The organism is Pantoea sp. T14, assembly GCF_036663535.1.
GTDB classification, from domain to species: domain Bacteria; phylum Pseudomonadota; class Gammaproteobacteria; order Enterobacterales; family Enterobacteriaceae; genus Pantoea; species Pantoea phytostimulans.
Genome location: NZ_JAWUEB010000025.1, coordinates 228,916 through 254,753, shown reverse-complemented (window position 1 = coordinate 254,753; position 25,838 = coordinate 228,916). Strand labels below are relative to the sequence as shown.

28 protein-coding genes are annotated in these 25,838 nt (G+C 52.4%); 20 read left to right on the top strand and 8 right to left on the bottom strand.

The window, feature by feature from the left end; genetic code table 11:
* Window positions 1-20 precede the first annotated feature (20 nt).
* Together SC127_RS14030 and SC127_RS14025 are read right to left on the bottom strand one after the other, a co-directional pair.
* Window positions 21-362 carry a cupin domain-containing protein gene (locus SC127_RS14030; RefSeq protein WP_243079252.1) on the bottom strand — a complete coding sequence of 114 codons (342 nt, stop codon included), beginning with the start codon at window positions 360-362 and terminating at the stop codon, window positions 21-23.
* Between the two features lie 60 nt (window positions 363-422).
* Window positions 423-1,364 (bottom strand): D-2-hydroxyacid dehydrogenase, encoded by a 942-nt coding sequence (locus SC127_RS14025; protein WP_332626952.1) that lies wholly within the window; start codon window positions 1,362-1,364, stop codon window positions 423-425.
* A gap of 244 nt (window positions 1,365-1,608) precedes the next feature.
* Between SC127_RS14025 and SC127_RS14020 the strand changes: the two genes are divergently transcribed.
* The 3 genes from SC127_RS14020 to SC127_RS14010 all read left to right on the top strand — a co-directional run bounded on the left by SC127_RS14020 (window position 1,609) and on the right by SC127_RS14010 (window position 4,639).
* On the top strand, window positions 1,609-2,028 hold the full coding sequence (locus tag SC127_RS14020) for a DUF2946 domain-containing protein (protein ID WP_215848567.1): 420 nt from the start codon (window positions 1,609-1,611) through the stop codon (window positions 2,026-2,028).
* Between the two features lie 66 nt (window positions 2,029-2,094).
* Window positions 2,095-3,825, top strand: a complete 1,731-nt coding sequence (locus SC127_RS14015) for a DUF2534 family protein (RefSeq protein WP_332626951.1) — start codon at window positions 2,095-2,097, stop codon at window positions 3,823-3,825.
* A 136-nt stretch (window positions 3,826-3,961) separates the two neighbouring features.
* Window positions 3,962-4,639, top strand: coding sequence for a pirin family protein (locus tag SC127_RS14010; RefSeq protein ID WP_332626950.1), 678 nt, complete (start codon window positions 3,962-3,964; stop codon window positions 4,637-4,639).
* Window positions 4,640-4,650: 11 nt separating this feature from the next.
* Here SC127_RS14010 and SC127_RS14005 read toward each other — a convergent pair whose 3' ends face one another.
* Window positions 4,651-5,601 (bottom strand): LysR family transcriptional regulator, encoded by a 951-nt coding sequence (locus SC127_RS14005; protein ID WP_243079256.1) that lies wholly within the window; start codon window positions 5,599-5,601, stop codon window positions 4,651-4,653.
* Window positions 5,602-5,749: 148 nt separating this feature from the next.
* Between SC127_RS14005 and SC127_RS14000 the strand changes: the two genes are divergently transcribed.
* From SC127_RS14000 to SC127_RS13960, 9 genes are all read left to right on the top strand, one after another.
* Window positions 5,750-6,709 (top strand): PDR/VanB family oxidoreductase, encoded by a 960-nt coding sequence (locus SC127_RS14000; protein WP_332626949.1) that lies wholly within the window; start codon window positions 5,750-5,752, stop codon window positions 6,707-6,709.
* Entirely contained in the window at window positions 6,706-7,932 is a 1,227-nt protein-coding gene (locus tag SC127_RS13995; protein WP_332626948.1) for an amidohydrolase family protein, read from the top strand. The genes SC127_RS14000 and SC127_RS13995 overlap by 4 nt, the downstream gene beginning before the upstream one ends.
* On the top strand, window positions 7,922-8,374 hold the full coding sequence (locus tag SC127_RS13990) for a RidA family protein (protein WP_215848563.1): 453 nt from the start codon (window positions 7,922-7,924) through the stop codon (window positions 8,372-8,374). Before SC127_RS13995 ends, SC127_RS13990 begins: the two co-directional genes overlap by 11 nt.
* Before the next feature lie 14 nt (window positions 8,375-8,388).
* The gene (locus SC127_RS13985; RefSeq protein ID WP_332626947.1) at window positions 8,389-9,264 is read left to right on the top strand and encodes a creatininase family protein; all 876 of its coding nucleotides are present in this window, start codon (window positions 8,389-8,391) and stop codon (window positions 9,262-9,264) included.
* Window positions 9,265-9,277: 13 nt separating this feature from the next.
* On the top strand, window positions 9,278-10,249 hold the full coding sequence (locus tag SC127_RS13980; RefSeq protein ID WP_215848561.1) for an ABC transporter substrate-binding protein: 972 nt from the start codon (window positions 9,278-9,280) through the stop codon (window positions 10,247-10,249).
* Window positions 10,246-11,088 (top strand): ABC transporter ATP-binding protein, encoded by an 843-nt coding sequence (locus SC127_RS13975; protein ID WP_243079261.1) that lies wholly within the window; start codon window positions 10,246-10,248, stop codon window positions 11,086-11,088. Before SC127_RS13980 ends, SC127_RS13975 begins: the two co-directional genes overlap by 4 nt.
* Window positions 11,085-11,885, top strand: a complete 801-nt coding sequence (locus tag SC127_RS13970; protein ID WP_215848559.1) for an ABC transporter permease — start codon at window positions 11,085-11,087, stop codon at window positions 11,883-11,885. Before SC127_RS13975 ends, SC127_RS13970 begins: the two co-directional genes overlap by 4 nt.
* A gap of 23 nt (window positions 11,886-11,908) precedes the next feature.
* Entirely contained in the window at window positions 11,909-13,303 is a 1,395-nt protein-coding gene (locus tag SC127_RS13965) for an FAD-binding oxidoreductase (RefSeq protein ID WP_332626946.1), read from the top strand.
* A gap of 86 nt (window positions 13,304-13,389) precedes the next feature.
* Window positions 13,390-14,661, top strand: coding sequence for a TonB-dependent receptor (locus SC127_RS13960; RefSeq protein WP_332626945.1), 1,272 nt, complete (start codon window positions 13,390-13,392; stop codon window positions 14,659-14,661).
* A gap of 39 nt (window positions 14,662-14,700) precedes the next feature.
* Here SC127_RS13960 and SC127_RS13955 read toward each other — a convergent pair whose 3' ends face one another.
* Window positions 14,701-14,931: a hypothetical protein gene (locus SC127_RS13955; RefSeq protein WP_332626944.1), complete on the bottom strand. Its 231-nt coding sequence runs from the start codon at window positions 14,929-14,931 to the stop codon at window positions 14,701-14,703.
* A 151-nt stretch (window positions 14,932-15,082) separates the two neighbouring features.
* Between SC127_RS13955 and SC127_RS13950 the strand changes: the two genes are divergently transcribed.
* The 6 genes from SC127_RS13950 to crtB all read left to right on the top strand — a co-directional run bounded on the left by SC127_RS13950 (window position 15,083) and on the right by crtB (window position 21,636).
* The gene (locus tag SC127_RS13950) at window positions 15,083-15,631 is read left to right on the top strand and encodes a YtfJ family protein (RefSeq protein WP_243079266.1); all 549 of its coding nucleotides are present in this window, start codon (window positions 15,083-15,085) and stop codon (window positions 15,629-15,631) included.
* A gap of 228 nt (window positions 15,632-15,859) precedes the next feature.
* Window positions 15,860-16,768 carry a polyprenyl synthetase family protein gene (locus SC127_RS13945; RefSeq protein WP_409075998.1) on the top strand — a complete coding sequence of 303 codons (909 nt, stop codon included), beginning with the start codon at window positions 15,860-15,862 and terminating at the stop codon, window positions 16,766-16,768.
* 9 nt (window positions 16,769-16,777) lie between these two features.
* Window positions 16,778-18,085, top strand: a complete 1,308-nt coding sequence (locus SC127_RS13940) for a glycosyltransferase (RefSeq protein WP_243079267.1) — start codon at window positions 16,778-16,780, stop codon at window positions 18,083-18,085.
* A complete protein-coding gene (gene crtY / locus SC127_RS13935) occupies window positions 18,069-19,235 on the top strand; it encodes a lycopene beta-cyclase CrtY (protein ID WP_332626943.1) in 1,167 nt (388 codons plus the stop codon). Before SC127_RS13940 ends, crtY begins: the two co-directional genes overlap by 17 nt.
* Window positions 19,232-20,710, top strand: coding sequence for a phytoene desaturase (locus SC127_RS13930; RefSeq protein ID WP_215848552.1), 1,479 nt, complete (start codon window positions 19,232-19,234; stop codon window positions 20,708-20,710). Before crtY ends, SC127_RS13930 begins: the two co-directional genes overlap by 4 nt.
* Window positions 20,707-21,636 carry a 15-cis-phytoene synthase CrtB gene (gene crtB / locus SC127_RS13925; protein ID WP_215848551.1) on the top strand — a complete coding sequence of 310 codons (930 nt, stop codon included), beginning with the start codon at window positions 20,707-20,709 and terminating at the stop codon, window positions 21,634-21,636. Before SC127_RS13930 ends, crtB begins: the two co-directional genes overlap by 4 nt.
* Here crtB and SC127_RS13920 read toward each other — a convergent pair.
* The 4 genes from SC127_RS13920 to SC127_RS13905 form a co-directional block, all read right to left on the bottom strand.
* Complete coding sequence (locus SC127_RS13920) at window positions 21,575-22,108, bottom strand: sterol desaturase family protein (protein WP_215848550.1); 534 nt, start codon at window positions 22,106-22,108, stop codon at window positions 21,575-21,577. The genes crtB and SC127_RS13920 overlap by 62 nt on opposite strands.
* A gap of 139 nt (window positions 22,109-22,247) precedes the next feature.
* Window positions 22,248-23,264, bottom strand: a complete 1,017-nt coding sequence (gene ahr, locus SC127_RS13915) for an NADPH-dependent aldehyde reductase Ahr (RefSeq protein WP_332626942.1) — start codon at window positions 23,262-23,264, stop codon at window positions 22,248-22,250.
* Window positions 23,265-23,277: 13 nt separating this feature from the next.
* Window positions 23,278-23,862 (bottom strand): flavin reductase family protein, encoded by a 585-nt coding sequence (locus tag SC127_RS13910; RefSeq protein WP_243079270.1) that lies wholly within the window; start codon window positions 23,860-23,862, stop codon window positions 23,278-23,280.
* Between the two features lie 129 nt (window positions 23,863-23,991).
* Complete coding sequence (locus SC127_RS13905; protein WP_332626941.1) at window positions 23,992-24,261, bottom strand: hypothetical protein; 270 nt, start codon at window positions 24,259-24,261, stop codon at window positions 23,992-23,994.
* A 324-nt stretch (window positions 24,262-24,585) separates the two neighbouring features.
* Here SC127_RS13905 and SC127_RS13900 point away from each other — a divergent pair, with 324 nt between their 5' ends.
* Both SC127_RS13900 and SC127_RS13895 read left to right on the top strand, forming a co-directional pair.
* Window positions 24,586-25,140 carry a DsbA family protein gene (locus tag SC127_RS13900; protein WP_215848546.1) on the top strand — a complete coding sequence of 185 codons (555 nt, stop codon included), beginning with the start codon at window positions 24,586-24,588 and terminating at the stop codon, window positions 25,138-25,140.
* 75 nt (window positions 25,141-25,215) lie between these two features.
* Window positions 25,216-25,629, top strand: a complete 414-nt coding sequence (locus SC127_RS13895) for an ASCH domain-containing protein (protein ID WP_215848545.1) — start codon at window positions 25,216-25,218, stop codon at window positions 25,627-25,629.
* Window positions 25,630-25,838: the final 209 nt, after the last annotated feature.

Here is a 25,838-nt window from a genome sequence, read left to right as displayed (position 1 = left end):
AATCCCATCCGGCGGAAATTCTATTCCGCCGGAATCTCGTAATGCACTGCCAGCCACACCGTGAGTTCCTCGCTACTTGTCCAGTTAATGCGATGACGGCACTGGGCCGGAATATTCACGAAATCGCCAGCCCTTAAGACGCGTTCGTTCGGCTCATTTTCCAGTTGCAAACCGGCGGCCCCCTGAATCACCATCACCCATTCTCCTTGCTGTTGGCAATACCAAAAATCAGGCGGGCTGGCTTGCCCACTGGAAACGATACGCTCAATGCACAAGTTGGGTCGGCTGAGGATGGTTTCAAACGTCTCCTCTGCCCCCTTTTTAGCCGCTTCGGGAAACGTGTGTAAAAGATTGGTGAGCATGAGAATGACTCGTTGAAGTAAAAGGGATGAACAGGCGTGAAGCCTGCCCACGTTAACCTCTTAACTGACGACGTTGACCGGCGCGCCCTGCTGGAAACCCGCCAGATTAGCCGCAATACCTTGCAGTAAATTATGAACGCCGCTTTGACTTGCCCAGGCAATATGTGGCGTCAGCAGCAGCGTCGGGAGTTCAGCTTGCAACAGCGGGTTATCACGTCCTGGCGGCTCGCTACTCAGCACATCCAGCGCGGCGCCACCAATCGTTGCGTCGCGCAAGGCAGCCGCCAGATCGGCTTCGTTGATCAATCCGCCTCGCGCGGTGTTGATCAGCAGTGCCTGCGGTTTCATTTTGCTGAGGGATTCGCGGTCAATCAGCTGGCGCGTTTGATCGCTCAGCGGGCAATGCAGCGTAATCACATCGCTGCTGGCTAACATCTCCTCGAAGCTGACATAACCTTCGCGTATCGTCTCACTGCCTTTGCGCTCGGCATACAGCACGTTCATACCTAATGCTGTCGCCATACGTCCCACTGCTTTGCCGATATCACCTTTGCCGACAATGCCCAGCGTTGCGCCAGCAATATCCAAAATTGGCTGACGGTGTACACAAAAATGGGGTGAATTGGGCCAGGCCTGATGTGTGCTGTTGACGTAATCCACCAGCTGACGGCGCAATGCGAAGATAAACGCGATGACGCCTTCTGAAACGCTGCGTGTTGAATACCCAGGCACGTTACTGACCACAATACCGCGCTCGCGACAGGCGTTGAGATCGATACAGTCATAACCGGTTGCCGCTACGCAGATGTAGCGAAGGTCGGGAAGTTGCGCCAGCGTTTCCGCTCGCAGCGGAACTTTGTTGGTGATGGCGATGGTCGCGCCAGCCAGCGCTGCGACAATACTCTCAGCAGCAGTATTCGCGCGAAATTGCCAGTCGCTACACCATTCAGGTGGCGTTGGGGGAATCGGCAACGTTTCGCCATCGAGGGTAACAATTTTCATTTTTCGTCCTTTTATCGTTATTCATTAACCCACACCAAAAGCCAGCAAAATGGACCCGCATTTTCACACGACAATGTTATTAATATGTATTTCGCGAGTAACCACTAGGTTAATGGAGGCGGCCGCGAAAGTGAATATGTTCAAAAGGTGCGAATTTTTTTGGCAATAGCGCCACTTTTTTTAACCCCTTTAATGATGTCGCGTTACACTGCCGCCTCTAAATTCTGACGTAAAATGCACTCTTATGACCTTTTCTGCGCGGCTGCAACATCAACTCACTGCCTGTATTGCGATACTGGCCGTGCTGCTGTTGTTTGTTGCACCCGTGGTGTCGAAGAACCTTGCAGAACGTCATGACAAAATGGTTATGACGCACGACATGTCAGCCATGCGTGCCGATATGTCGATGATGCATCATCACACCGATATGCCCATGTCCGATCATGCAATGACGATGGATGAAAGCTTCGCCTGCGGTTACTGTGATTTGCTGGTGCATGTCCCGTTGATGTTGTGGGTGTTTGTCACGCTGATCTGGCTGATGCTGGTGATCTCCCGCGCCCCCCCGACGCCTGCCCTTGTTCAACCGCTGTTGCGACGCGTTACTGGCATCCATCGCCCGCGCGCACCGCCACATTCTGCGTTCAACTTCACTGCTTTTTGACTTGTTCTTCTTGCGCACGTTTGCGCCGGAAGGTGTCTCCTGTCTTTTGAATAGTGTGGAATGGCTATGTCGTCATCACGGGAACTTTCCCCAGCACCCCGCGGCGCGGTGCTTAATCTTTTTCGTCGCCTGCATTTTTATATCGGCTTGTTTATCGCGCCGTTTATCTTCGTTGCGGCCTTAACCGGCACCTTATACGTGCTGACGCCCCAACTGGAAAACGCGCTCTACAGCAATACCTTAACCACTCAGCCACAAGGCATAGCCAAACCTTTGTCTGAGCAAGTTGAGGCTGCACGCCATCGTGCTGGGCAGAATGCGCGGATTTATGCGGTACGCCCGGCGCCGGGTAAAAATGACACGACGCGCGTGCAATTTACCCAAGCCAATCTTGGCCCTTCTGAATCGCGATCCCTCTTTATCGATCCTTATACGCTTAACGTAAAAGGTGACATGACGGTGTTTGGCACCAGCGGTGTATTGCCGCTGCGCACTTTGATTGATCAGATGCACAGCAGCTTGCTGTTGGGCGATTTTGGGCGTAACTACAGTGAACTTGCGGCATCCTGGTTATGGGTAGCGGCGCTTGGCGGCATTGTGTTGTGGCTAGGCACGCGGCCGCGTCGTCAGGTTAAAAAAGCTAAAAGCGGTTTTGCCCTGACGCGTCACTGGCACGTCACGCTGGGCTTGGTGTTGTCGCTTGGCCTGGTGTTTTTCTCTGTAACCGGTTTGACCTGGTCGCAGTGGGCAGGCAACAACATCAACAAAATGCGCAGCGATTTTAACTGGCTAACGCCGCAGGTTATCACCGCGCTGAACAGCAGCGAACCCGCAGCACCGGCCGATCCTCATGCTGAACATCATGGCGCGATGGAAGGCATGGATATGTCCAGCATGAAAATGCCGACAAAAGCGGCCAGCCCGCGCGTAATTAATCAACCGAATATTGACTGGGATCGGGTGCTCGATGCGGCACGTGGCGCAGGCATTAATGCGGCAAAAGTAGAATTACGTCAGCCAAAAAACGCTGAGCAAGCCTGGACAGTGACCGAAATTGATCGCAGCTGGCCAAGCCAGGTCGATTCCGTTTCCGTTAACCCCAACGATTTCAGCATCGTTGATCACGTTGAATTCGCCTCTTTCCCGCTGATTGCCAAGCTGACGCGGTGGGGCGTGGATGCGCATATGGGCGTGCTGTTTGGCTTACCGAATCAGTTGATTCTGGCGCTGTTTGGGTTGGGCCTGTGCAGCATGATTGTGTTGGGTTATCGCATGTGGTGGATACGTCGTCCGGCGGTGCCGCAGCTTAATCCAGCACAAACGCTCTCCTCCGCATGGCTGGCGTTGCCGTTGTATACCCGAAGCGCCTCGCTGATTGTGGTTCTCGCATTGGGTTATGCCTTGCCGGTAATGGGCTTTAGCCTGCTGGCTTTTGTCCTGTTGGATATTCAGCGCTGGCGTAAAGCGCAACGTGCAGCACAACCTAAAATCGAAACGCCGCTGGATCAGCAGTCGCCGCTGGCGATCATTCAGTCACGCTTCGCCGTTAAGCGTAAAGAGATGCGCTATTTTTTGCGCAGCGTCACGGTGCTGGCCCTGATTGTGGGCACGGTAATGTCACGCGCCATGATCAGCGGTGTGATTGAGCAGTATCACATTCCGTTCAGCGACTGGTCGCTGACGATGTATCTCACACAGGCGATGATGATTCTGCTCTACTCCACCGTGTTTACCGGTCTGTTCTCCATTCCGCTGTGGTATTTCTTCCTGGGCGAAAGCGACGAGCAAGGTAAATAGCGAGCCTGTCGCCTGCCATATTGGCGGGCGACACCTCATTCAAAAAAGTTGACCGGGCTCAGCAAAACCAACGACTTCTCATTTTCAGCGGATCGTTTATGATCGTTGCCATCGACTCAATCTTTAAGGACAAACCATGAACATCATGCGTGCTAATCCTGAACAACTGTTTGAATACGGCCCTTTTACCGTGCGTCGTCAACGTCCGGGCGAAGCGCTTAGCCCGCTGGTGAGCGTTGATCTCATGACGCTAAAACTCGATGCCCGCATTCCGATGCAGGAACATCGCGATGAAGAGGTTTTCACCTATCTCTGGCGCGGTTCCATGCTGCATCAGGACAGTAATGGCGAGCGCACGCCACTCTCCGCAAAACGCGTGATGCTGGTGAACGCTGGCGAAGGCGTACGTTATGAAGAATCGGTGCCGCTGTTTGAGGCCGAAGTGTTGCAGGCGGTGATTAAACCCGCGCAGCCTGGCGGTGAAGCCATGACGCAGGTACTTGAGCGCGATCAGGGCGTGTTGCCAAATGGCTGGACTGAACTCGCTGGCCCCGAAGCGTCGGATGCTCCGTTGGAATTGCGTCAGAATGCTTATATTTATGATGCGTTGCTGGAGCGCGGGCAGACGCTTGAAGTGCCAAAGTTACCGGGTTTGATCGCCTATATCGTCGTGCTGGAAGGCGTGATCAACATTGGCGATCAGCGTCTGGGTCGTGGTGACGCGGCCAGCGACCTTGATGAGATAAACGAGATCACTGGCGAACGCGATGCCACCTTAATCTGCTTCCTGGTAAAGCCAGATACCGCCGCGTAAATCCAGCAGCGTTACGTGATGGCGCGAGACCCTTTCTCTTGCGCCGCTATCGCCTGTTCGTTTTGCATCATGGCAAAGAACGTCTCCAACTCACGTAACATCATTGACGCAGCAATCGAAAGTTGGCGCTGCGGTGCAACACACAGCGACAGCGTGAACGGCTTCAAAATCGGATCAATCAGCGGAATGAACTTCAGTTCACCGCGCCGATGCTCATCTACAATATCCAGCCAACACATGATGCTGATGCCTACATCATCACGCACCAGCGAACGCAGCATATGAATATTGTTGGTTCGCCCTACTTCGTTCAAGGTAATCCCCGAGGTATTCAGCAGCGCTTCCAGCGGTTCAGCCAGCATAAGCGGTGCTGATGGCACGATAAATGGCCAGGAATCGCAGTGGCTAAAGCGGATCGATTCCAACTCTGCCAACGGATGCTGGCTATTCACCACAATGCCCAGCCGCAAATCCGCAAAAGATTTAACCAGCAACTCGCGTGAACTTTGTGGATTCAGCATGATGCCAAAGTCCGCATCACCCGCAGTTAGCGCATTGGCGATATGAATATTGCTCATGGTGGTCAGGGTAAAAGAGATGCCCGGATATTCTTGCCGGATACGCTGCAAGATGGACGAAAAAAAGCCGCGGTTAATGGCATCAATCGTCGCAATATGCACATGTCCATGCCGTAGCCCGCGCAGATCATCCAGCTGGGTGCAAACGCGCCCAAACTCTTTTTGCCAACCCTTAGCGGCATTAAGCAAAATTTCACCCGCCGCTGTCATACGTAATCCTGATGGATGACGTTCAAACAGAGGCATTTCCAATTGCTCTTCTACCCGCAAAATCTGCCGATCTATGGATGAAGCCGACACGTGCAACACCTCGGAAGCCTTGCGCAGCGAGCCTTGGCGGGCCACTTCGGTGAAATAAATCAGGAATCGGGAAAACGCGAACATAGGGGTGCTCTCTTTTTTGCAACGCTTCATGCGAATTTAACAGATGGACGCTCACACTGCGGCAAAATAATAATCGCAGTCATGATAAAAACAGTGGCGCACACTGCGATATTGCAGGCCGACGCGCCCTATCGCGTACAGGTTTACCATGAAGCAGGCAGAGACTTTCGCCGTCACCGTCATCGCAAAGCAGTTCAACGGTACAGGCAATCTGTTATTGACCCTCAAACGTGCCGATGCGCTGGCGTTACCCTCTTATACGCCGGGCGCGCACATTGATGTCGCGATCCCGCTCTGCGGCAAGCGCCAGTATTCACTCTGTTCTGCGGCTGAAGCAGAGGATGAATATCAAATATGCGTCCGCCTCGATGCTGCCAGCACCGGCGGTTCGCATTGGCTGCATCATCAGCTGAATCAAGGCGACAGCCTGACCATTTCCGCGCCGCGCAATCATTTTCCGTTACCGACTTCATCGCGCACGCTGCTGTTCGCGGCTGGCATTGGATTAACACCATTACTGGTGATGGCTGAAGCGCTGGCCGCTCGCGCGGCGGATTTCACCTTGCATCTCTACCTGAAAAATCGTGATGAGCTGGCGTTTTCTGCGCGTCTGAAATCGTTGGGCGATCGCGTGGTTTATCACTTCTCCAGTGAAAACGAAAGTTTGCGCCAGCACATCCCCGATGATCTGCTGTTTATTGAAAACAGCGTCATTGTTGCCTGCGGCCCGGAAGGTTTTATGCAAAATTTGCAGCGCCTCAGCCAGCAATATGGCTGGAACAGTGACCAGTTTTATACCGAACGCTTCAAGCCCAGCACGGTCACTCAACCGATTAACACCGACAGCTTTGATGTTGAAATTGCCTCCAGCGGCGCACGGTTCACGATCAAGCAAGAGGAAAGCATTGCCGAGGTGCTTGAGCGTGAAGGCATTGAGATCGATCTCTCCTGTGAGCAAGGCATGTGCGGTACCTGCGTAACGCGGGTAATAGCGGGTCAGCCCGATCATCGCGACGATGTCCTGAATATGAAGCAAAAAGCGGCCAACGACTGCATCGTGCTCTGCTGTTCGCGTTCACATTCTCCCCTGTTGGTGTTGGACTTATGAGCCCGTTCAACGGCGTGACCGGCGCACGTTTGCCCCGCTGGCTGTTACCTGAAAGCTGGCCGATGCAGGGCAATCAGCCGCAGCGTGCAACGCTGCACTTTCAGGATAGCGGCGTAAAAATCACGCCTGATGACACCGTTTCTCGCGACAATTACCTGGCGCTGAATGGCGCGCTGGTGCTGCCGCCGCTGATCGAACCGCACGCGCATCTGGATAAAACTTTTACCGTACAACGCAGCCCGGCGCAGCGTCCCGGCTTGCTGGCAGCGATTGAAGCGATGCACCAGGATCGCACCAGCTGGACGTCTGAGGATATTCACCTACGAGCGAGTCAGGCGTTGCAGTGGGCGGTTGAAGCGGGTGTAGGTTTACTTCGCACACACATCGATTGGTTTACAACAGATGCTCCGCCTGCCTGGCAAGTGGTTGGCAAGTTGCTGCATCCACTTTGCACCATTGAGCGCGTAGCGTTGGTGCCTCTGCCGCTGTTTGCGCATGCCGAGGATGCCGAGGAAATTGCCCGCCAGGTTGCTGGCAGTAGCGGCGCTTTGCTGGGTGGGTTTATTCATAGTAGCAATTGGGATTCACAGGCTTTCTTGCAGTTGATGCAGGCAGCAGAACGCTGGCAACTCGACATCGATCTGCACATTGATGAGGAGCTAACAGAAGGCGCTCAGGGTTTGCGCTGGCTGGCAGCGTATCTGCAACAACATCCTTTTAGCGGACATATCACCTGTAGCCACGGCTGTGCGTTAACGCATCAGGCCGACGGCGAAGCCACGCTCGATATCCTGAAACACCATAACGTCACGTTGATCGCCCTGCCAGCCACCAATCTGCTATTGCAGGATGCGGTGCCTGACCGCACGCCGCGCCAGCGCGGTTTAACCCTGATTAAAGAGGCGATGACGCGAGACATCCCGCTGCTGCTGGGCGCTGACAATGTGCAGGACGCCTTTTGTCCATTCGGCAGTTACGACCCGCTCGACACGCTGTTCAGCGGATTATTAAGCGCACAACTCAGTGACGCCTTTGATCAGGCTTCCGCGTTGATTTGCCGCCGTACTGCGTTACACGCCAATGCGCCTGTGTTCACGCATGACTTATTGATTTTCCCCGACGCCGACCTCGCGAGCTGGCCACTACGCCAGCGCCAGCGCTACCGACTGGTTAATGGCGTCGTTCATTCCCTTTCCGCTGGAGAACCTGTTGATGGCGCTTGATGAAGGTGCGGGTAAACCGCTGGCCCACTATGCCGCGTGGCGACGCGCGGGTGATTACATCTTTCTCTCCGGCATCATTCCGGTTAATCCGCAACGCGGATTGATTGTTCGCGGCTACGACGACATTCCTGCCGCTGCGCAGCAACGTTTGGGTCGCAGCGGAGAGTTCTCTACCGATGCCAAAGAGGGGCCGATCCTGGCGCAAAGCTGGTACGTGCTGGAGAGCATCCGCACCACCATCGAAAGTGCCGGTGGCCAGATGAGCGACGTTTTCAAGCTGGTGCAATATTTCCGCAATCTCGACCACTTCCCGCATTACAGCCGGGTACGGAAACTGTTTTTTAGTGATGCACCGGTTTCTACCGTAGTGCAGGTCAGTGAAATGCTACCCAGCCCCGATGTGCTGATTGAAGTTGAAGCCACGGCGTGGTTGCCGCAATAACACGAGGATTTGAAATGCTTAATGGTTACATTCCGGCCAACCGCTTTTTGCCGTTTCTCAGCTGGACCGACATCGCAGCACTGCCGAATAAAGAAAACACTGTGATTGTGTTGCCGACCGGTGCCATTGAACAGCACGGGCCGCACCTGCCTTGCGCGGTGGACAGCGTAATTTCGTCTGGTGTGGTGGGTCACGCGTTAGCGCGCTTGCCCGCATCGATACCGGCATTTGCCATTCCGCCCATTACGTACGGCAAATCTGACGAACACCTGCATTTTCCCGGCACCTTAACGTTGACCGGCGAAACGTTGCTGCACACTATTTTAGAGATCGGCGAATCGATTTATCGCGCCGGTTTCCGCAAATTTCTGATGGTCAACGGACATGGCGGCCAGCCGCAACCGCTGCAAATGGCGGCGCGCGAACTGCGACTGCGCCATGGCGATATGATCATCATCATGCAAGACACCTTCAAAGTGCCAAACTGCGCCGAAAGTTTTATGGACGATAAAGAGCGTCAAATGGCGATGCACGCCGGCCATGCTGAAACCGCATTGATGCTGGCGCTGGCACCAGAAACGGTACAGATGGAAAAAGCGGTCAGCAATTATCCCCCTGAATTCCCTTGCCCAACGCTTTCCAGCACCAAACCGATGGCGGCTTGGGTTTCTTACGATTTTGGCCCGAGTGGCGTGATTGGCGATCCGCTGCCGTCTACACCCGAACAAGGCGCAGCCATTCTCGATTCGCTGGCTGAGAGCTGGGCCAAAGTGATCACTGAAGTACATGAAATGCAGTGGATAACGCGTGAAGCGCCTGCATGGGGAAAAGCGCACTGGCACGGCAAAGTGTTAGACCATAACGATGCAGCATCACTGTTAAAACAATAATCGGGGATTGGGTATGAAAAAAACATTGAGCCTTGTCGCAGCACTTTCCGTGGCCCTTTCCGCGCCGGGCATGGCCGCAGAAAAATTCACATTTATGACGAACTGGTATGCACAAGCTGAGCATGGCGGTTTTTATCAGGCGCAGGCGCAGAATCTTTACCGCGATGCCGGATTAGACGTCACCCTGAAAATGGGCGGGCCGCAAGTGCATACCATGCAGTTGATGGCAGCAGGCCAGGCGGATTGCATCATCAGCGATAACATGCAGGCGCTGCAATCCTGGCAATCTGGCGTTGAAGCGATGCCGGTTGCCACCACCTTTCAGCATTCGGCAATTGTATTTATTACCCATCCTGATGTGAAAAGTCAGGCCGATCTGCAAGGCAAAACCTTTTTGCTGGCTTCAGAAGCGTATACCTCTTACTGGCCTTGGGCGCAGAGTGCGCTCAACCTGAAAGCGGCCCGCGCCCGCCCTTATACCTTTAGTATTCAGCCGTTCTTAGCCGATAAAACGCTGGTGCAGCAAGGCTATCTGACCTCAGAACCTTTTGCAGTACAAAAAGCCGGGGCACAAGCCAACGTTTATCCGATCAGCGAGTGGGGTTATCCGCCGTACGGCAACAGCATTGTTTGTATGAAATCAACAGTTGAGAAGCGTCCGCAGGTGGTAGCGGCCTTTGTTAAAGCCTCGATGCAGGGCTGGAAAAACTACCTGCAAGATCCTAGTGCGGGCAATGTGCTGATCAAGAAAGAGAACCCAAATATGGGTGATGACCAGATCGCTTTCAGTCTCGCGCAGATGAAGAAATATCAGATGCTAACCGGCGGTGATGCGCAAACTCAGGGCATCGGTATCATGACCGAATCGCGTCTGAAACAGACCTATCAGCTGCTGGTTGAGAATAAACTGATCGATCCGGCGAAAGTCCCGTTTGAGGGAAGCTACAACCTGACGTTCATCCAAGACGCCAAGGTCATGCCATGAATAAAGCCAGCCGATTGACCTTGATGAGCAGCGACAACGCGCCGGTAACGCTACCCGGTGCAAGCGCGCCGCCGGCGATTGACGTGCTCTCCGCTGAGAAGATTTATCCCAACGGCACGCGTGCATTGCTGCCGGTTGATTTGACCATTCGTCAGGGGGAATTTGTCACCCTGCTCGGGCCATCCGGCTGCGGCAAAAGTACCTTACTTAAAATGATCGCCGGATTGATTGAACCCAGCGACGGTAAGCTGATGCTTTTTCGCCGCGACCGCCGAGAAAAGCAGCGAGATTTACCGCTCTCTTTCGTGTTTCAGGAAGCGACGCTGATGCCATGGAATAACGTGCATAAGAATGTGCGTTTGCCGCTGGATTTAGCCGGTGTGCCGCGCCCGGAAGCGGACACGCGGGTGAAAGAAATCCTTGAGTTAGTGGGATTGAGCCAGTTTGGTCACGTTTTGCCGCGTGAGCTTTCCGGCGGTATGCAGATGCGCGTCTCCATTGCGCGCGGTTTAGTAACGCGGCCCAAAGTGTTGCTAATGGATGAACCCTTTGGCGCCTTGGATGAGATCACCCGCAACAAACTTGATAGCGATCTGCTGCAACTGTGGCAAGAGCAAAACTTGACGGTGGTGTTCGTCACCCACTCGATTCAGGAGGCGGTATTTCTGTCGCAGCGAGTCATCATGATGGCGGCGCGACCTGGTCGCGTCGTTGATGACATTGCCATCGATGCGCCCTTCCCCCGTGATGATGAATTCCGGGTCAGCCAGCCATTCACGCTGTATGCCCAACAGCTTCAGCGCGGCTTGTTCAATGCCAGCCAGGAGAGCAAATCATGAAAACCCCGTTTGCTGCACGCCAGTCATTTCAAAAACTGTTTTATCCACTGTTGATGGCGGTGGCAATATTACTGCTATGGCAATGGCTGGTCACCGCTCTGCAAGTACCGGTGTTTTTGGTGCCCTCGCCACTGGTGGTGGCGCAGAGCCTGATGCAGAATTTCCCTTCGCTGTTTATGTCGCTGCTCTACACCATGAAGATCACAGTGATTTCGTTTGCTGTGGCCATAGTTATTGGCTCGGTGATCGCCTTTTTACTGGTGCAGAACCGTTTTATCGAGACCGCGCTCTTCCCCTACATTGTTTTTTTACAAGTGACGCCGATTGTGGCGATTGCGCCATTGATCATCATCTGGGTGAAAGACACCACCTTGTCGCTGGTGGTGTGCGCCACCTTGATGGCGGTCTTCCCTATCATCTCCAACACCACACAAGGCTTGCGTAGCGTTTCGCCGGGGTTGCTGAGCTATTTCCAGCTTAATCACGCTTCGCGTATGCAGATTCTGCTGCGTCTGCGCATTCCTTCCGCGTTGCCCTATTTCTTCGGTGCTTTGCGCATCTCCAGCGGTTTGTCGTTGATTGGTGCGGTTGTGGCTGAATTTGTCGCAGGTACCGGCGGCACCGATACGGGTCTGGCTTATCAGATATTGCAGGCCGGTTATCAACTCAATATTCCGCTGATGTTTGCTGCGCTGTTATTGATTTCACTGGCGGGGTTTTTGTTGTTTGCCGTGATGTCATGGCTTACGCGTCGCGTACTGGCCGCCTGGCATGAGAGCGAACTCAGCCACAGCTAATTTACTTACCACAGGAATGCATAATGTCTGATTCTGTTCGTCAATCCGCGCTGTCTGCGGTGGTCGCGGCGTTGCCTGCGCTCGATTGGATTAAAGAGGCCCCCAAGGTAAAACGTCTGTCGCGAGACTTTCATTGGTTCAGCCCAATCCTTAAAAATCTGTTGGACGATAAATTTGCCGAACTGGCGGTGCGTCCGCGTGATGAGGAAGAGCTGGCGGCGGTGGTAGCTGCCTGCGCTGCACAACGTTTGCCTTTAAATATTCGCGGCGGCGGCACGGGCAATTACGGTCAACTGATTCCGCTCCACGGCGGCGTGATGGTTGATATTACGAAGCTGAACGCGGTGGTGGAAATGGGTAAAGGCAGCGTGCGGGCGCAAGCGGGTATTCGGCTTGGCGATCTCGAAGCCTATACGCGTCCGTTTGGTTGGGAACTGCGCTGCATGCCATCAACCTGGCGCTTAGCCACGCTTGGCGGTCTGTTTGGCGGCGGCTTTGGCGGCGTCGGCTCCATCAATTACGGTCCGCTGGCTGCACCAGGCAACGTGCTCTCGGTGCGAATAATGACCATGGAAGAGACGCCACGGATTATCACGCTGAAGGCGCCTGAAGCCATGCTGTTGCATCACGCGTACGGCAGCAACGGTATTGTGCTGGAGATTGAACTGGCGCTGGCGCCCTGCCATCACTGGATCGAACGGCTGGATAGTTTCAGCGATTTCGCCAGCGCAATGGCGTTTGCGGATGCGCTCGCCCGCTCACCGGGCTTGGTTAAACGCCAAATTGCGGTGATGGCAGCACCTATCGCCGATTATTTTACCGATCTCGCGCCTGAGCAAATATCAGGCAAGCATGTGGTGATTTCAGTCGTCGGCAGTGAAAGTGACGCATTGTTGCCCGCTTTATTAACGCAGCATGCTGGACAGTCCGTGCTGCGTTACAGCGATGACCAGCATGAAGGCCATTCACTGATCGAATATTGCTGGAATCACACGACCTTACAGGCACTGAAGATCGATAAGAGTCTGACCTATCTGCAAACCGCCTATGCACCAGACAACTATCTGCAACAGGTGCTGGATATGGAGCAGTGCTTAAATGGCGAGGTCATTTCGCATATAGAATTTTTGCGCGACATGAATGGCGCACTAACGTGCAGCGGCTTACCTTTGGTGCGTTATAGCGATGAACATCGTCTTAACAATATAATGCAAACTTACCGCGATAACGGCGTGAAGATTAATAATCCTCACGTGCTGCATATTGAAGAGGGTAAACAAGGGATGATTCGCCCCGATGTTGTTGCAATGAAACGCGCATTCGATCCGCATAATTTACTTAATCCGGGTAAACTGCGTGGTTGGGACGTTCGTGAGACGCTGCCCGACGTTAAAATAAACGGCGTTACCGCAGTATAATTAATCATAAATAATCTACCGCTTGCTGCATTAATAAGCAGACGGGCGGGCTTTGCTCTATTTTAGACAGGAAAAGGTTCAGGAAAATGCACTTAAAAACGCTTTCATTTGCGGCATTGTTGTTTCCGTTCACCTCCATAGCGATGGCCGCTACGCAAAGTAATATTGACTCAAGTTGCCAATATGGCACCAGCGGCGTTGACAACTTTACCGACATATTTACCTGCGGCACGGTAAGCGGCAGCCTGCGCACGCTTTACTATTCAACCCACAATGCTTATTTCTCTAAAGGTTTTAATCAGGACACTGTGAGTTACGGTGGCAGTTTGAAATATGAAACCGCCCCATTTTATGGTTTCCAGGCGGGCGTTAGCGGAATATTTTTACGCGGAATTGATCATCCAGATGAAGCGCATACCATTAGTGATATTGGCGATAATCAAACCAATGTCGGTGAAGCTTATTTAAGCTGGCAGAAAGATGACTTTAAAATAACCGCGGGCGATCAACGCATCGATATTCCTTTTGTCGGTGATTATGACTGGCGAATAACGCCGATACTTTTTCGCGGCGTTGATGCGCATTATGGCGACAAGCAAAACTTCCTGCATGCAACCAAAGTCTGGCGTTATAAACCGTGGGGAGACGACCAGTTTCTCGACAGCACCGCATACACCGATGTAGATGAACGCACCAACGGCATGTGGGGCATTGGCGGCGGACGCGCTACGCAATGGGACGATAAAACCTTAAGCGGTCAACTTTGGTATGAAGAGTACGCGGACTATTCTCGCATCGTATTCGGTGAAAGCCATTTACGCTGGCAAGAAGCGACCTTCCAGCCTGATTTTGGCCTGCAAGTTATTCGTGGCACCAGCCAAGGTAAAGCGCTGGCGGGCGAAGTCAACAGCACCTCTTACGGTGCACAGCTGGCGCTGAGCTTTACGCCATCACTGAGCTGGAAATTGGGCTATGACCACATCGCTGCCAGCGGTGACAGCTGGAATAACGGTTCGCTGGTGACACCTTACGCGCACAATACCTCGTCTGGCCCCTACTTCGCACAACCCTTCTTTACCAGCACCCAGGATTTAGGCAGTGGCAATGCGTGGTCAACGGACGTGAACTACGTCATGAATGAAAACCTGTCGATTGGCTCGCGTTATTCCTTTATGGATCTTAAACCGGCTGCGGACTCCTCCAGCATCAATCAGTCAGAATACCTGGTTTATTTCACCTGGAACTTTACTGGCGTATTAAAAGGCTTGAGCCTGACCGATTTTGCCGGAGTACAGACTTCGCCGCTGTATGACTCAGATTTCTGGCAGAATCGCTTGTCACTGCAATACGACTTCTAACACCATCACGGGAAGGCTGTATATCGCCTTCCCCTGTTTTTAGTTGATCCCCTCATCATATTGCGCCGCCTTTGCGCGCTGTAACGCATGCTTAAATTGCCGCACCTCTTCGCGGCGCCAGTGTCGCTGAGCCAAAGGGGCCGACTCCGTTGCCTGGGGTAAGGGAATGCCGGCCAGCGTTCCGCGATTACACATTGCTCTGACCAATCTCGGTGAAGAAACACCGATATAGCGCGCCATCTCATTCAACGTCATCAAGCCGCTACGCATTTTCGCCTCCTTTTTTTTCGGTAATAAGGCATTTTTGAGTTATTTCTCGGTTCATTTATTGATCTGAAACAGTGTTAAGCGACAAAGCGTCCGCCGATTCAAAAAGTTGCTACGCTGATAGCCATCAATATCCAAGAAATGAGAGGCTCACTTGCTACGTTCTGCATTGATATCACTGACACTATTTTCTTCATTAGCCAACGCACATAACGTGATGCTTGGCCAGCCGGTGCCTTCAATCTTTATCGCCGATAAAGGTGAAATGGTAATGCAGCAAGGGAAACTGAATTATCAAAAATGGCGTAGTCAGGCGCTGACCGGTAAAGTGCGTTTGATTATTCATGTCGCAGGAAGGATATCGGCAAAGGAGCAAACGGCAGGATTGATCAGCGCATTAGAACACGCCGCTTTACCGCGTAACACTTTCCAAACCACCACCATCGTCAATACCGATGATGTGCTGCCAGGCAGTGGCATATTTGTGGTGCGCAGTATTGAATCCAGTAAGAAATCGACCCCGTGGCAGCAATTTATTATTGATAACAGCGGTGTTGCGCAGCATACATGGCAGCTGAAACCGCAAGGTTCAACAGTCATTGTGGTTGATCAACATGGCATTGTGCGCTTTGCAAAAGATGGCGCATTAACTTCACAGGAAGTTATTCATGTGATGAGTGAATTGCGAACGCTGCTCGGATAATTGGCTGCATTTCATCGGCTCAGAAACGTTAAATTTTTGGTAAAGAATCGATGAATGTTTCTGAATTCCCCACCTTTTATTAATCCTCAACTAATATTGATTATGTGGTTTTTGACCACCGTGCCTTGAATACCTGCCAACCATAATGTGGCAGTAAACATACTATGAATATGGCATCGACTTTGTTTCGACTTGCTGTGCATTCATCTGCTAATAAGGACAGCCTTAATGACGGCTTGTGCAGAAAAACAGGTCAATTATCCTCACAGCGATATTTCAATGCTATTGAGCGATATTGAACTGCGTCTTGATGAACTTTTACCGGTAGACGGTGAGCGCGATTGCGTTGGTGCGGCAATGCGCGAGGGCACTTTAGCGCCCGGTAAACGTATTCGCCCCATGCTTCTGCTGTTAACTGCACGCGATTTGGGCTGTGATCTGAGTCATCGTGGACTGCTGGATCTGGCTTGCGCCATTGAAATGGTTCATGCAGCCTCGTTAATCCTCGACGACATGCCCTGCATGGATAATGCGCAAATGCGACGCGGCCAACCCACTATTCATTGCCAGTTTGGCGAACATGTGGCGATTTTGGCTGCGGTTGCGCTGCTCAGTAAAGCCTTTGGTGTGATCGCCTGCGCGGAAGGCTTACCCGCCAATGCGAAGAATCAGGCGGTGACAGAATTGTCTCACGCTGTTGGGTTGCAAGGCTTGGTGCAAGGTCAGTTTAAAGATCTCTCAGAGGGTGACAAACCGCGCAATGCGGATGCCATTTTGATGACCAATCAATTCAAAACCAGCACCCTGTTTTGCGCCTCGATGCAGATGGCATCAATCGTTGCGAATGCTTCCTCAGAAGCGCGTGAAAAGCTGCATCGCTTCTCACTCGATCTTGGGCAGGCGTTTCAGCTACTTGATGATCTTGCCGATGGCATGACGAATACCGGCAAGGATTGTAATAAAGATGCCGGGAAATCGACGCTGGTGAATATGTTGGGCGCGAAAGCGGTGGAGAATCGTTTACGCGATCATCTGCATCGTGCCAATCAGCATCTTGAAGCGGCTTGCCAGAATGGTTATGCCACGCAACATTTTATTCAAAGCTGGTTCGAGAAAAAACTCGCTGCTGTCAGCTAAGGATGCTGCATGAGTCACTTCGCGGTCGTTTCGCCGCCTTTCTATAGCCATGTGCAAGCCTTGCAAAATGTCTCACACGCGTTGATAGCGCGAGGCCACCGCGTGACCTTTATCAATCAAATTGACGTTCAGACTTTAGTTAGCACGCCCACTATTCAGTTCCGTCCTGTTGGATTGACTAGCCATCCCGCAGGTAGCCTGGCGCACACCTTAAAACTGGCGGCGCATCCTCTTGGCCCCTCCATGCTGCGCCTGATCACTGAAATGGCCCGTACTACCGATATGTTGTGTCGGGAATTGCCTGCTGCGCTAACTGCATTAGCGGTTGATGGTGTGATCGTTGATCAGATGGAACCTGCCGGTGCTTTAGCCGCAGAAGCGCTGGGGTTGCCTTTCGTTTCGGTTGCCTGCGCATTACCGCTGAATCGTGAAGCCGATTTGCCGTTGGCCGTCATGCCGTTTGATTACAAAAATGATGACTATGCCAAAGAGCGCTATGCCACCAGCGAGAAAATATATGACTGGTTGATGCGTCGTCACGATCGCGTGATTGCTCAACATGCCAACAATTTCGGCCTGACGCCGCGAAATAAGCTGCACGAATGTTTATCCCCGCTGGCGCAAATCAGCCAGTTGATCCCAGAGCTCGATTTTCCGCGTTATGCCCTGCCCGAGACTTTCCACGCCGTCGGCCCGCTACGCTCGCTTACGCAATCCACTTCATCCGCTGAAAACTATTTTGATGATAACGACAAGCCGCGCATTTTTGCCTCGCTGGGCACGTTGCAAGGCCACCGCTATGGCTTATTTAAAACCATTGCGCGCGCCTGTCAGGAAGTGGATGCACAGCTGCTGCTGGCACATTGCGGTCGCCTTTCACCTTTTCAGGCGGAAAAGCTGGCGCATAACAGCCATACGCGCGTCGTGGATTTTGCCGATCAGTCGGCGGCTCTGGCACAAGCGCAAGTGGTGATTAGCCATGGCGGACTCAACACTGTGTTGGATGCGGTAAATCATCTCACGCCGCTGTTGGCGTTGCCGCTGGCGTTTGATCAGCCCGGTGTTGCCTCACGCATTGTTTATCACGGCATTGGACGAAGCGCTTCACGCTTCACCACCAGCCATGCAATGGCGCGCCAACTGCGTTCGCTGCTGAGTAACGATCACTATCGTCAGCGCATGCGCACGTTACAGCCCGCGCTGCGCCAGGCGGGCGGAAGTGAAACCGCGGCGGCCATTATTGAACAGGCAGTCAACACGCGCCGTCCGGTGTTGCATCCCGCATTTAAAGGAAGCCTGTATGCAACCGCATTATGACCTTATTTTTGTTGGCGCTGGATTAGCAAACGGCTTGATTGCACTGCGCTTACAGCAGACGCATCCTGAACTTTCGCTGTTGCTGATTGAAAGTGAACAGCAAGCGGGTGGCAATCATACCTGGTCCTTTCATGCCGACGATCTCACGCCGGAACAGCATCGCTGGATCGCTCCGCTGATTGCTCACTCCTGGACGCACTATCACGTGCGGTTTCCGCAACGCACTCGCCGTCTTAACAGCGGCTATTTTTGTGCTACCTCACAGCATTTTGCCCGCGTGCTGTATGAGCGATTTAGAGACAACTTGCTGACGCACACTCAGGTGACGGCAATCACGCCGGTGAGTGTGCAACTCGAAGATGGACGTATGATTACCGCCGATGCGGTGATTGACGGGCGCGGCTACCAGCCGGATGACGCCCTGCTGGTTGGTTTTCAGGCTTTTGTCGGTCAGGAATGGCAGCTTAAGCAACAGCACGGCTTAACGGCGCCAATCATCATGGACGCCACAGTTGACCAGCAGCAAGGCTATCGCTTTGTTTATACCTTGCCGCTCTCTGCAACCCGATTGCTGATTGAAGATACGCATTACATCGATAACGCGACGTTAAACGCTCCGCAGGCGCGCCAGCACATCAGCGCTTACGCAGCGCAACAGGGTTGGCAGCTTGATCGGTTAATGCGCGAAGAGCAAGGCGCGTTGCCCATTACGCTGACCGGTGATCACCAGGCATTTTGGCAGCAACGTCCGCTGGCCTGTTCAGGATTACGTGCCGGTCTTTTTCATCCCACCACCGGTTACTCCCTGCCGCTGGCTGTCGCCCTGGCCGATCGTATTGCTGCAAGCAGCCGCTTTTCCGCTTCATCGCTACAGGATCTCATCCGCCACTTTGCCCACGAAGCCTGGCAGAAACAGCGTTTCTTTCGCATGTTGAATCGCATGTTGTTTTTAGCTGGACCGGCTGATCAGCGCTGGAAAGTGATGCAGCGTTTTTACGGATTACCGGATGGCCTTATTGCCCGCTTTTATGCGGGAAAATTAACCTTGCCCGATATGGCACGCATTCTTAGTGGCAAACCGCCGGTCCCTGTCGTGGCAGCTTTGCAGGCTATTTTGACTACACCTTCCCGTCTACGAGCGATACGATGAAAAAAACTGCAGTAATTGGCGCAGGCTTTGGTGGCCTCGCATTGGCTATTCGCCTTCAGGCGGCAGGTATACCTACCCTTTTACTTGAACAGCGCGACAAGCCTGGCGGTCGCGCTTACGTTTATCAGGATCACGGCTTTACTTTTGATGCCGGGCCAACGGTAATCACCGATCCCAGCGCGATAGAAGAGTTGTTTACGCTGGCTGGCAAACAGATGAAAGAGTATGTCGATCTGCTGCCGGTCGCGCCGTTTTACCGTTTGTGTTGGGAAAATGGCAACATTTTTAACTACGACAACGATCAGGCGCAGCTTGAGCAGCAGATAGCGCAATTTAATCCGCGTGATGTCGAAGGTTATCGCCAGTTTTTGGATTACTCCCGCGCCGTTTTTAAAGAAGGTTATCTGAAACTCGGGACGGTGCCGTTTTTATCCTTCCGCGACATGATCCGCGCCGCGCCGCAGCTTGCGCGTTTGCAGGCTTGGCGCAGCGTTTACAGCAAAGTCGCAAGCTATATCGAAGATGAACATTTGCGGCAGGCTTTTTCCTTCCACTCATTGCTGGTAGGCGGAAATCCTTTTGCCACTTCCTCGATTTACACGTTGATTCATGCACTTGAGCGTGAATGGGGTGTCTGGTTCCCGCGCGGCGGCACCGGCGCGCTGGTCAATGGCATGGTGAAATTGTTCGAAGATTTGGGCGGTGAAGTCGCGTTGAATGCAAAAGTCAGCCGGTTAGAAACTGAAGGCGAAAACGTCAAAGCGGTACATTTGCAGGATGGTCGCGTATTCCCCACGCGTGCCGTCGCGTCGAATGCCGATGTGGTGCATACCTACAATGACTTGCTCAGCGAGCATGCGGGTTCAACTGCGCAGGCCCGTTCGCTTAAGGGCAAACGCATGAGCAACTCGCTGTTTGTCCTCTACTTCGGCTTAAATCACCATCACGATCAGTTGGCGCATCACACCGTCTGTTTCGGCCCGCGCTATCGCGAATTGATTGATGAGATATTTAATCATGACGGCTTAGCTGAGGATTTTTCGCTTTATCTTCATGCGCCTTGCGTCACCGATCCGTCGCTTGCGCCAGCGGGTTGTGGCAGTTACTACGTGTTAGCGCCGGTACCGCATCTGGGAACAGCCAATCTCGACTGGTCGGTAGAAGGCCCACGCCTGCGCGATCGCATCTTTGACTACCTTGAGCAGCACTACATGCCGGGGCTGCGCAGCCAGTTAGTGACGCATCGCATGTTCACCCCTTTCGACTTCCGCGACGAATTAAACGCTTATCAAGGTTCGGCGTTTTCAGTTGAGCCGATTCTTTCGCAAAGCGCCTGGTTCCGCCCACACAACCGCGATAAGCATTTGCATAATCTTTATTTGGTGGGTGCCGGTACACATCCAGGTGCAGGCATTCCTGGCGTCATCGGGTCGGCCAAAGCCACCGCAGGGTTAATGCTGGAGGATCTGGCATGAATAATCCGTCATTACTCGACCACGCGGTGGAAACCATGGAAGTAGGCTCGAAAAGCTTTGCAACCGCGTCAAAGCTATTTGATACCAAAACCCGTCGCAGCGTATTAATGCTCTATTCCTGGTGCCGTCATTGCGACGATGTGATTGACGATCAGCAATTGGGCTTCGCTTCAGACATCGTCTCATTGCAAACGCCAGAGCAACGTTTAGCCCAGCTTGAAGTTAAAACGCGTCAAGCCTATGCCGGATCGCAAATGCATGAGCCCGCTTTTGCGGCGTTTCAAGAAGTCGCAATGGCGCACGATATTTTACCTGCTTATGCTTTTGATCATCTCGAAGGCTTTGCCATGGATGTACGTGAAGTGCGCTATGAAACATTCGATGACACGCTGCGTTATTGCTATCACGTGGCGGGCGTTGTGGGATTGATGATGGCGCAGATTATGGGGGTACGAGACGCCGCGACGTTGGATCGCGCCTGCGATTTGGGGCTGGCGTTTCAGCTCACTAATATTGCGCGTGACATAGTTGATGATGCGCAAGTCGGCCGCTGTTATTTACCCGAACAGTGGTTGCAGCAAGTGGGTTTAAACGGCATTAACTATGCCGCTCCAGAAAATCGTCAGGCATTAAGCCGGGTCGCAAGGCGCTTAGTCAAAGAAGCGGAACCTTATTATCATTCGGCAACCGCTGGATTAGCGGGCTTGCCACTGCGTTCAGCTTGGGCGATTGCGACAGCAAAAGGGGTTTATCGCAAAATTGGGGTCAAAGTGAATCAGGCGGGCAAAAAGGCGTGGGATCGTCGCCAGTCCACCAGCAAGCCCGAGAAGTTAGCGTTGCTGGTGTCGGCTTCAGGTCAGGCGGTTATGTCTCGGATGATGACTTCGCCGCCGCGCCCTGCTCATCTTTGGCAGCGTCCGCATTAGATTTCTTACCGTGCCGCTCTCTTAGTGTCGCCTGCAATTTAGACAGCGGCGGCGCATAGAGGAAACCAAACGAAACGCAGCCCTCTTTACCGCGCACAGCATGATGCATGCGGTGCGCCATATATAAACGTTTGAAGTAACCACGGCGTGGAACATAACGGAACGGCCAGCGCTGATGCACTAAACCATCGTGAACAATGAAATACATAATGCCGTACAGCGTCATTCCTGCGCCAATCCACTGCAGCGGCCACATCCCTTCACTTCCCAGATAAATCAGCAAAATTGCCAAGCCGGCAAAGGCAACTGCGTAAAGATCGTTGAGCTCAAACCAGCCTTTATGCGGCTCATGATGCGACAGATGCCAACCCCAACCCCAGCCGTGCATGATGTATTTATGCGCCAGCGCGGCAGCAATTTCCATGCCTACGACAGTAACCAATACAATCAAGGCATTCCAAATCCACAGCATAGTTTCTCCAGTAGGTGCTTCCTGCAATGGCATGAGTGCGCAGTATCACTATTTTATCGCCGTGTTCAATTTTAACAGAGAATTGAAAAAGCAGAGGAGGAGAGAGAGGAAATTGGCGCGCCAAAAGGCGCGCCTGACGTTAAAAATCAGCTTTGAGGACAATACGATAATTGGCCTTACCGGCACGCAGGTGATCCAGCGCGTCGTTGATTTTTGACATGGGGAAGTATTCCACTGTTGGCGCAATATTAGCGCGTCCAGCCAGTTTCAACAGTTTACGCAATTGACCCGGCGATCCGGTTGACGAACCCGTCACCGCATGGTCGCCAGTAATTAGACTAAAAGCAGGCACTTCGAATGGCTTCATTACTGCACCCACGGTGTGGAACTTGCCGTTCGGTGCCAGAGCATTGAAGTATGGCTGCCAATCAAGGTCAACCGCCACCGTACTGATAATCAGGTCAAACTGGCCTGCCAGCGCTTTTAAGGCTTCTGGATCGCGGCTGTTCACAACATGATCCGCACCCATGTCCAGAATTGCCTGCGTCTTGCTGGCTGATGAACTGAATGCAGTAACTTCGGCTCCAATCGCACGCAAAATTTTAATCGCGATATGACCCAATCCACCAATGCCGATCACACCTACGCGGCTGGAAACAGAGACGTTATGCATCAGCAGCGGTTTGAATACGGTGATGCCGCCACACAGCAGAGGTCCCGCAGTTGCGACATCCAGTTTTTCTGGCAGCGGAATAGCCCATTGCCAGTTAGCGCGCAGCGAACTGGCAAAACCACCATGATTGTTGATCGTAGAGACTTTACCCTTCTGGCAATTTACCTGCTCGCCATTGATACACGCGTCGCAGTGCTGACAGCTTTTTGCGAGCCAGCCAATGCCAACACGCTGACCAAGGCTCAGTCCCTTGTTTTTTGCACTGTCACCCAGCGCAACAACACGACCAATCACTTCATGACCCGCTACCAAAGGATAAGTAGACGCGCCCCATTCGTTATCGATCATCGATAAATCGGAATGGCATACGCCGCAATACTCCACTTCAACTTCAACATCTTCTGCATCAAGTGGGCCTGCATCGTAGTCGTATCGTTCAAGTGCCTGACCGGCTTGCATCGCAGCATAGCTTTTAACTGTCATAGATTACCTCTGTTTAGAAATCGGCTTTTGCCGTAAGCATGTTCGCTACTGTCACGAACTTTCCACCACCCAAATGGTGCAATGTGTGTAAATCACGGTTGTCAGCATTGAAATGCCAGCGCCCGTCAAAGAAAACTCGACTGTCAGCCGCCGCTGCGACCACTTCGCCAAACAGAGTGTCATACGCCTGTTGCGCTTCTGTTTCTGGCAGCAGACGGCATTCAAGCCAGGCGACACAACTCTCTTCCAGTAATGGCACGCCAAGTTGCGGTCCCTTAATGGCCTGAAGAGTAAAATCGCTGAATTTATCTTTATCGCGTCCTGATACGCTACCCACGGCATACGTGAGATCGACGAATGCGGCTGCCGGCACGCAAATGCCAAAGGCGCCACCTGATTCGATCAGCTCGCGGGACCAGGTTGCTTTGTCTACCACAATAGCGATGCGCGGCGGGGTGAACTCAACCGGCGTAGACCAGGCCGCAGCCATGACATTACGGCGCTGTGATGTGGGATCTTGACTGGTAATAAGAATCGTAGGTCCGTGATTAAGCAGACGGCTGGCGTGTTCTAACGCCACCGGGCGGAAATGCGACATGGAACATCCTTTAATGCGGAAATAGGTAAAGCATAACCTGAAGAACAGGTCATAAACTGCTGTAAATGCGTCACATTAACGGATTTTGTGCCGCATCCACTTGCCGCATCGTGCCCCATGAAAATAAGATCACAGCAGATCGTGATTCAGCGGCGTTCGAAACGCATGTCGCGCCGCGCTCATTAATTGGCTGGCTGTTACCGTGGCGGGTAATCGCATCAATATTTTGCTCGCCTGCCAGTAACACAGCACCATTGTTTCATCATCTTCGATCTCTGCCAGTTCACGCAGCTTGGCGCGCAATGACAACACGTTCAATGTTTGATGTTCATCTAGCATGTCAGCGATGGTCTGATTAATGATGTGATGGAGGGTTTTCCAGGACAGATCTGTGTGCAAAATTAACCTCTTTTAAGGCTTATTGGCTCCGGGCAAATGAACATAAAAATTCGCTGCAGAAAACCTGCAACGCAAAAGCAGAGAAGTATGGCAATAACTATAGACGCTTCTGGCTGCTGTCGCCGGGATGCAAAGGCATAAATTTAAAGCCGCTGAGTTTACCGATTTTTAACGCCTTTTGTCCTGTTTTAAACCTGACTTTTAGTCACGATAAAGCGAGCGCTAAAATTCTTGTAACAGATCTGCAGTAAACTTAACGGGCTGATACGACTAAGATTTGTTGATACGTCTGCTTTTCATCCTCCCTTAAATAAAGGAAAAATCATGAGCCAGAATGCCACACTCTCTGCCGATCCGCTGGTTTGGGGCCACGGCCCCCACATTTTTGAAGTGTTTCTGGAACCTACCTGCCCTTTCTCGGTCCGCGCTTTTAACAAATTTGACGCGCTGCTGAGCGAAGTGGGTGAGGAGAAAATGACACTGAAAATTCGCTTACAGTCACAGCCCTGGCATCTCTTTTCAGGCGTGATTGTGCGCTACATTCTGGCGGCCTCTTTTCAGGGTAAAGAAGCAGCAAAAGCAGTGATGAAAGCCGTTGCCGATCATCGGGAAGAATTTGAATTTACCGATCATTGTAGCGGTCCTAACATGGATGCTACGCCTCATCAGATTCTTGCTCGCCTGAAAGATTACAGCGGAATTGATGCGTATGAGGTATTCGCGCGCGCCGATCTGCAAACCGAGATCAAATGGCATTGCAAATATGCACGACAGAACGGCATCCATGTTTCACCCACTTTTATGATCAACGGCTTGGTGCAGCCCGATATCGGCAGCGGTGATGATATTACTGACTGGGCTAAACGCATCCTGGCTTAATCAATGCTGCCCATTATCACCAAGATTGTTGATAATGGGCGCATAATTCAACGCCCTAAACTTAAGGATTCAGCGATGGCATTGACGCTCGAACAATTAAAAATCAAATATCCCAACGCCCTTGCCTGGCCGTTTGGCGATTCAGCCGAATTGGCTAATCAGCTTGCTACATTAGTGATCGCCGGTAAAAAGGTCGCCAGCTGCGGCTCTTTGCAATCCTGGAACGCAGATGACCACAAACCGCAGCCTGGCAGCTACAGTATTATCCTCAACGGCAATAATCAGCCGGTCTGTGTTATTCGCACTACCGGCTTGTTCCTGACACGTTTTGATCGCGTAACGCCTGAAATGGCGATGCTGGAAGGCGAAGGCGATCTCAGCCTTGATCACTGGAAGCAAGAGCATCAGCGCTTTTTCCAAAACGAAGGCAGTTTTCATCCTGAGATGGAACTGGTATTTGAGACCTTTCAATTAACTGAAGTGGTATAAATTCACCGATCAGGATTGATAAAAGTACACGATGAGGTTTAGAAAATAAGTGTGATGTTATGCAAACTTTCACGTTACGCTAAACCTCATTAATTGACCCTTTTTATGTGTGATTCTGAGGCTTAGGCTAATGCCCTCCCTGAAAGCGGGTAGCAGCGCAGATTGAGCGCCATTCCAATAACCGTTAAGCGCCATGTTGGCTTGGTGAA

Coding starts and splice junctions, on each gene's coding strand:
- SC127_RS13960 (WP_332626945.1), top strand. CDS start 13,390: ATGCACTTAAAAACGCTTTCATTTGCGGCATTGTTGTTTCCGTTCACC.
- ahr (WP_332626942.1), bottom strand. CDS start 23,264: ATGACAGTTAAAAGCTATGCTGCGATGCAAGCCGGTCAGGCACTTGAA.
- SC127_RS13900 (WP_215848546.1), top strand. CDS start 24,586: ATGAGCCAGAATGCCACACTCTCTGCCGATCCGCTGGTTTGGGGCCAC.
- SC127_RS13965 (WP_332626946.1), top strand. CDS start 11,909: ATGTCTGATTCTGTTCGTCAATCCGCGCTGTCTGCGGTGGTCGCGGCG.
- SC127_RS13970 (WP_215848559.1), top strand. CDS start 11,085: ATGAAAACCCCGTTTGCTGCACGCCAGTCATTTCAAAAACTGTTTTAT.
- SC127_RS14025 (WP_332626952.1), bottom strand. CDS start 1,364: ATGAAAATTGTTACCCTCGATGGCGAAACGTTGCCGATTCCCCCAACG.
- SC127_RS14015 (WP_332626951.1), top strand. CDS start 2,095: ATGTCGTCATCACGGGAACTTTCCCCAGCACCCCGCGGCGCGGTGCTT.
- SC127_RS13955 (WP_332626944.1), bottom strand. CDS start 14,931: ATGCGTAGCGGCTTGATGACGTTGAATGAGATGGCGCGCTATATCGGT.
- SC127_RS14010 (WP_332626950.1), top strand. CDS start 3,962: ATGAACATCATGCGTGCTAATCCTGAACAACTGTTTGAATACGGCCCT.
- SC127_RS13910 (WP_243079270.1), bottom strand. CDS start 23,862: ATGTCGCATTTCCGCCCGGTGGCGTTAGAACACGCCAGCCGTCTGCTT.
- SC127_RS13980 (WP_215848561.1), top strand. CDS start 9,278: ATGAAAAAAACATTGAGCCTTGTCGCAGCACTTTCCGTGGCCCTTTCC.
- SC127_RS13920 (WP_215848550.1), bottom strand. CDS start 22,108: ATGCTGTGGATTTGGAATGCCTTGATTGTATTGGTTACTGTCGTAGGC.
- crtB (WP_215848551.1), top strand. CDS start 20,707: ATGAATAATCCGTCATTACTCGACCACGCGGTGGAAACCATGGAAGTA.
- SC127_RS14030 (WP_243079252.1), bottom strand. CDS start 362: ATGCTCACCAATCTTTTACACACGTTTCCCGAAGCGGCTAAAAAGGGG.
- SC127_RS13995 (WP_332626948.1), top strand. CDS start 6,706: ATGAGCCCGTTCAACGGCGTGACCGGCGCACGTTTGCCCCGCTGGCTG.
- SC127_RS13930 (WP_215848552.1), top strand. CDS start 19,232: ATGAAAAAAACTGCAGTAATTGGCGCAGGCTTTGGTGGCCTCGCATTG.
- SC127_RS13990 (WP_215848563.1), top strand. CDS start 7,922: ATGGCGCTTGATGAAGGTGCGGGTAAACCGCTGGCCCACTATGCCGCG.
- SC127_RS14020 (WP_215848567.1), top strand. CDS start 1,609: ATGACCTTTTCTGCGCGGCTGCAACATCAACTCACTGCCTGTATTGCG.
- SC127_RS13945 (WP_409075998.1), top strand. CDS start 15,860: ATGACGGCTTGTGCAGAAAAACAGGTCAATTATCCTCACAGCGATATT.
- SC127_RS13975 (WP_243079261.1), top strand. CDS start 10,246: ATGAATAAAGCCAGCCGATTGACCTTGATGAGCAGCGACAACGCGCCG.
- SC127_RS13895 (WP_215848545.1), top strand. CDS start 25,216: ATGGCATTGACGCTCGAACAATTAAAAATCAAATATCCCAACGCCCTT.
- SC127_RS14000 (WP_332626949.1), top strand. CDS start 5,750: ATGAAGCAGGCAGAGACTTTCGCCGTCACCGTCATCGCAAAGCAGTTC.
- crtY (WP_332626943.1), top strand. CDS start 18,069: ATGCAACCGCATTATGACCTTATTTTTGTTGGCGCTGGATTAGCAAAC.
- SC127_RS14005 (WP_243079256.1), bottom strand. CDS start 5,601: ATGTTCGCGTTTTCCCGATTCCTGATTTATTTCACCGAAGTGGCCCGC.
- SC127_RS13940 (WP_243079267.1), top strand. CDS start 16,778: ATGAGTCACTTCGCGGTCGTTTCGCCGCCTTTCTATAGCCATGTGCAA.
- SC127_RS13985 (WP_332626947.1), top strand. CDS start 8,389: ATGCTTAATGGTTACATTCCGGCCAACCGCTTTTTGCCGTTTCTCAGC.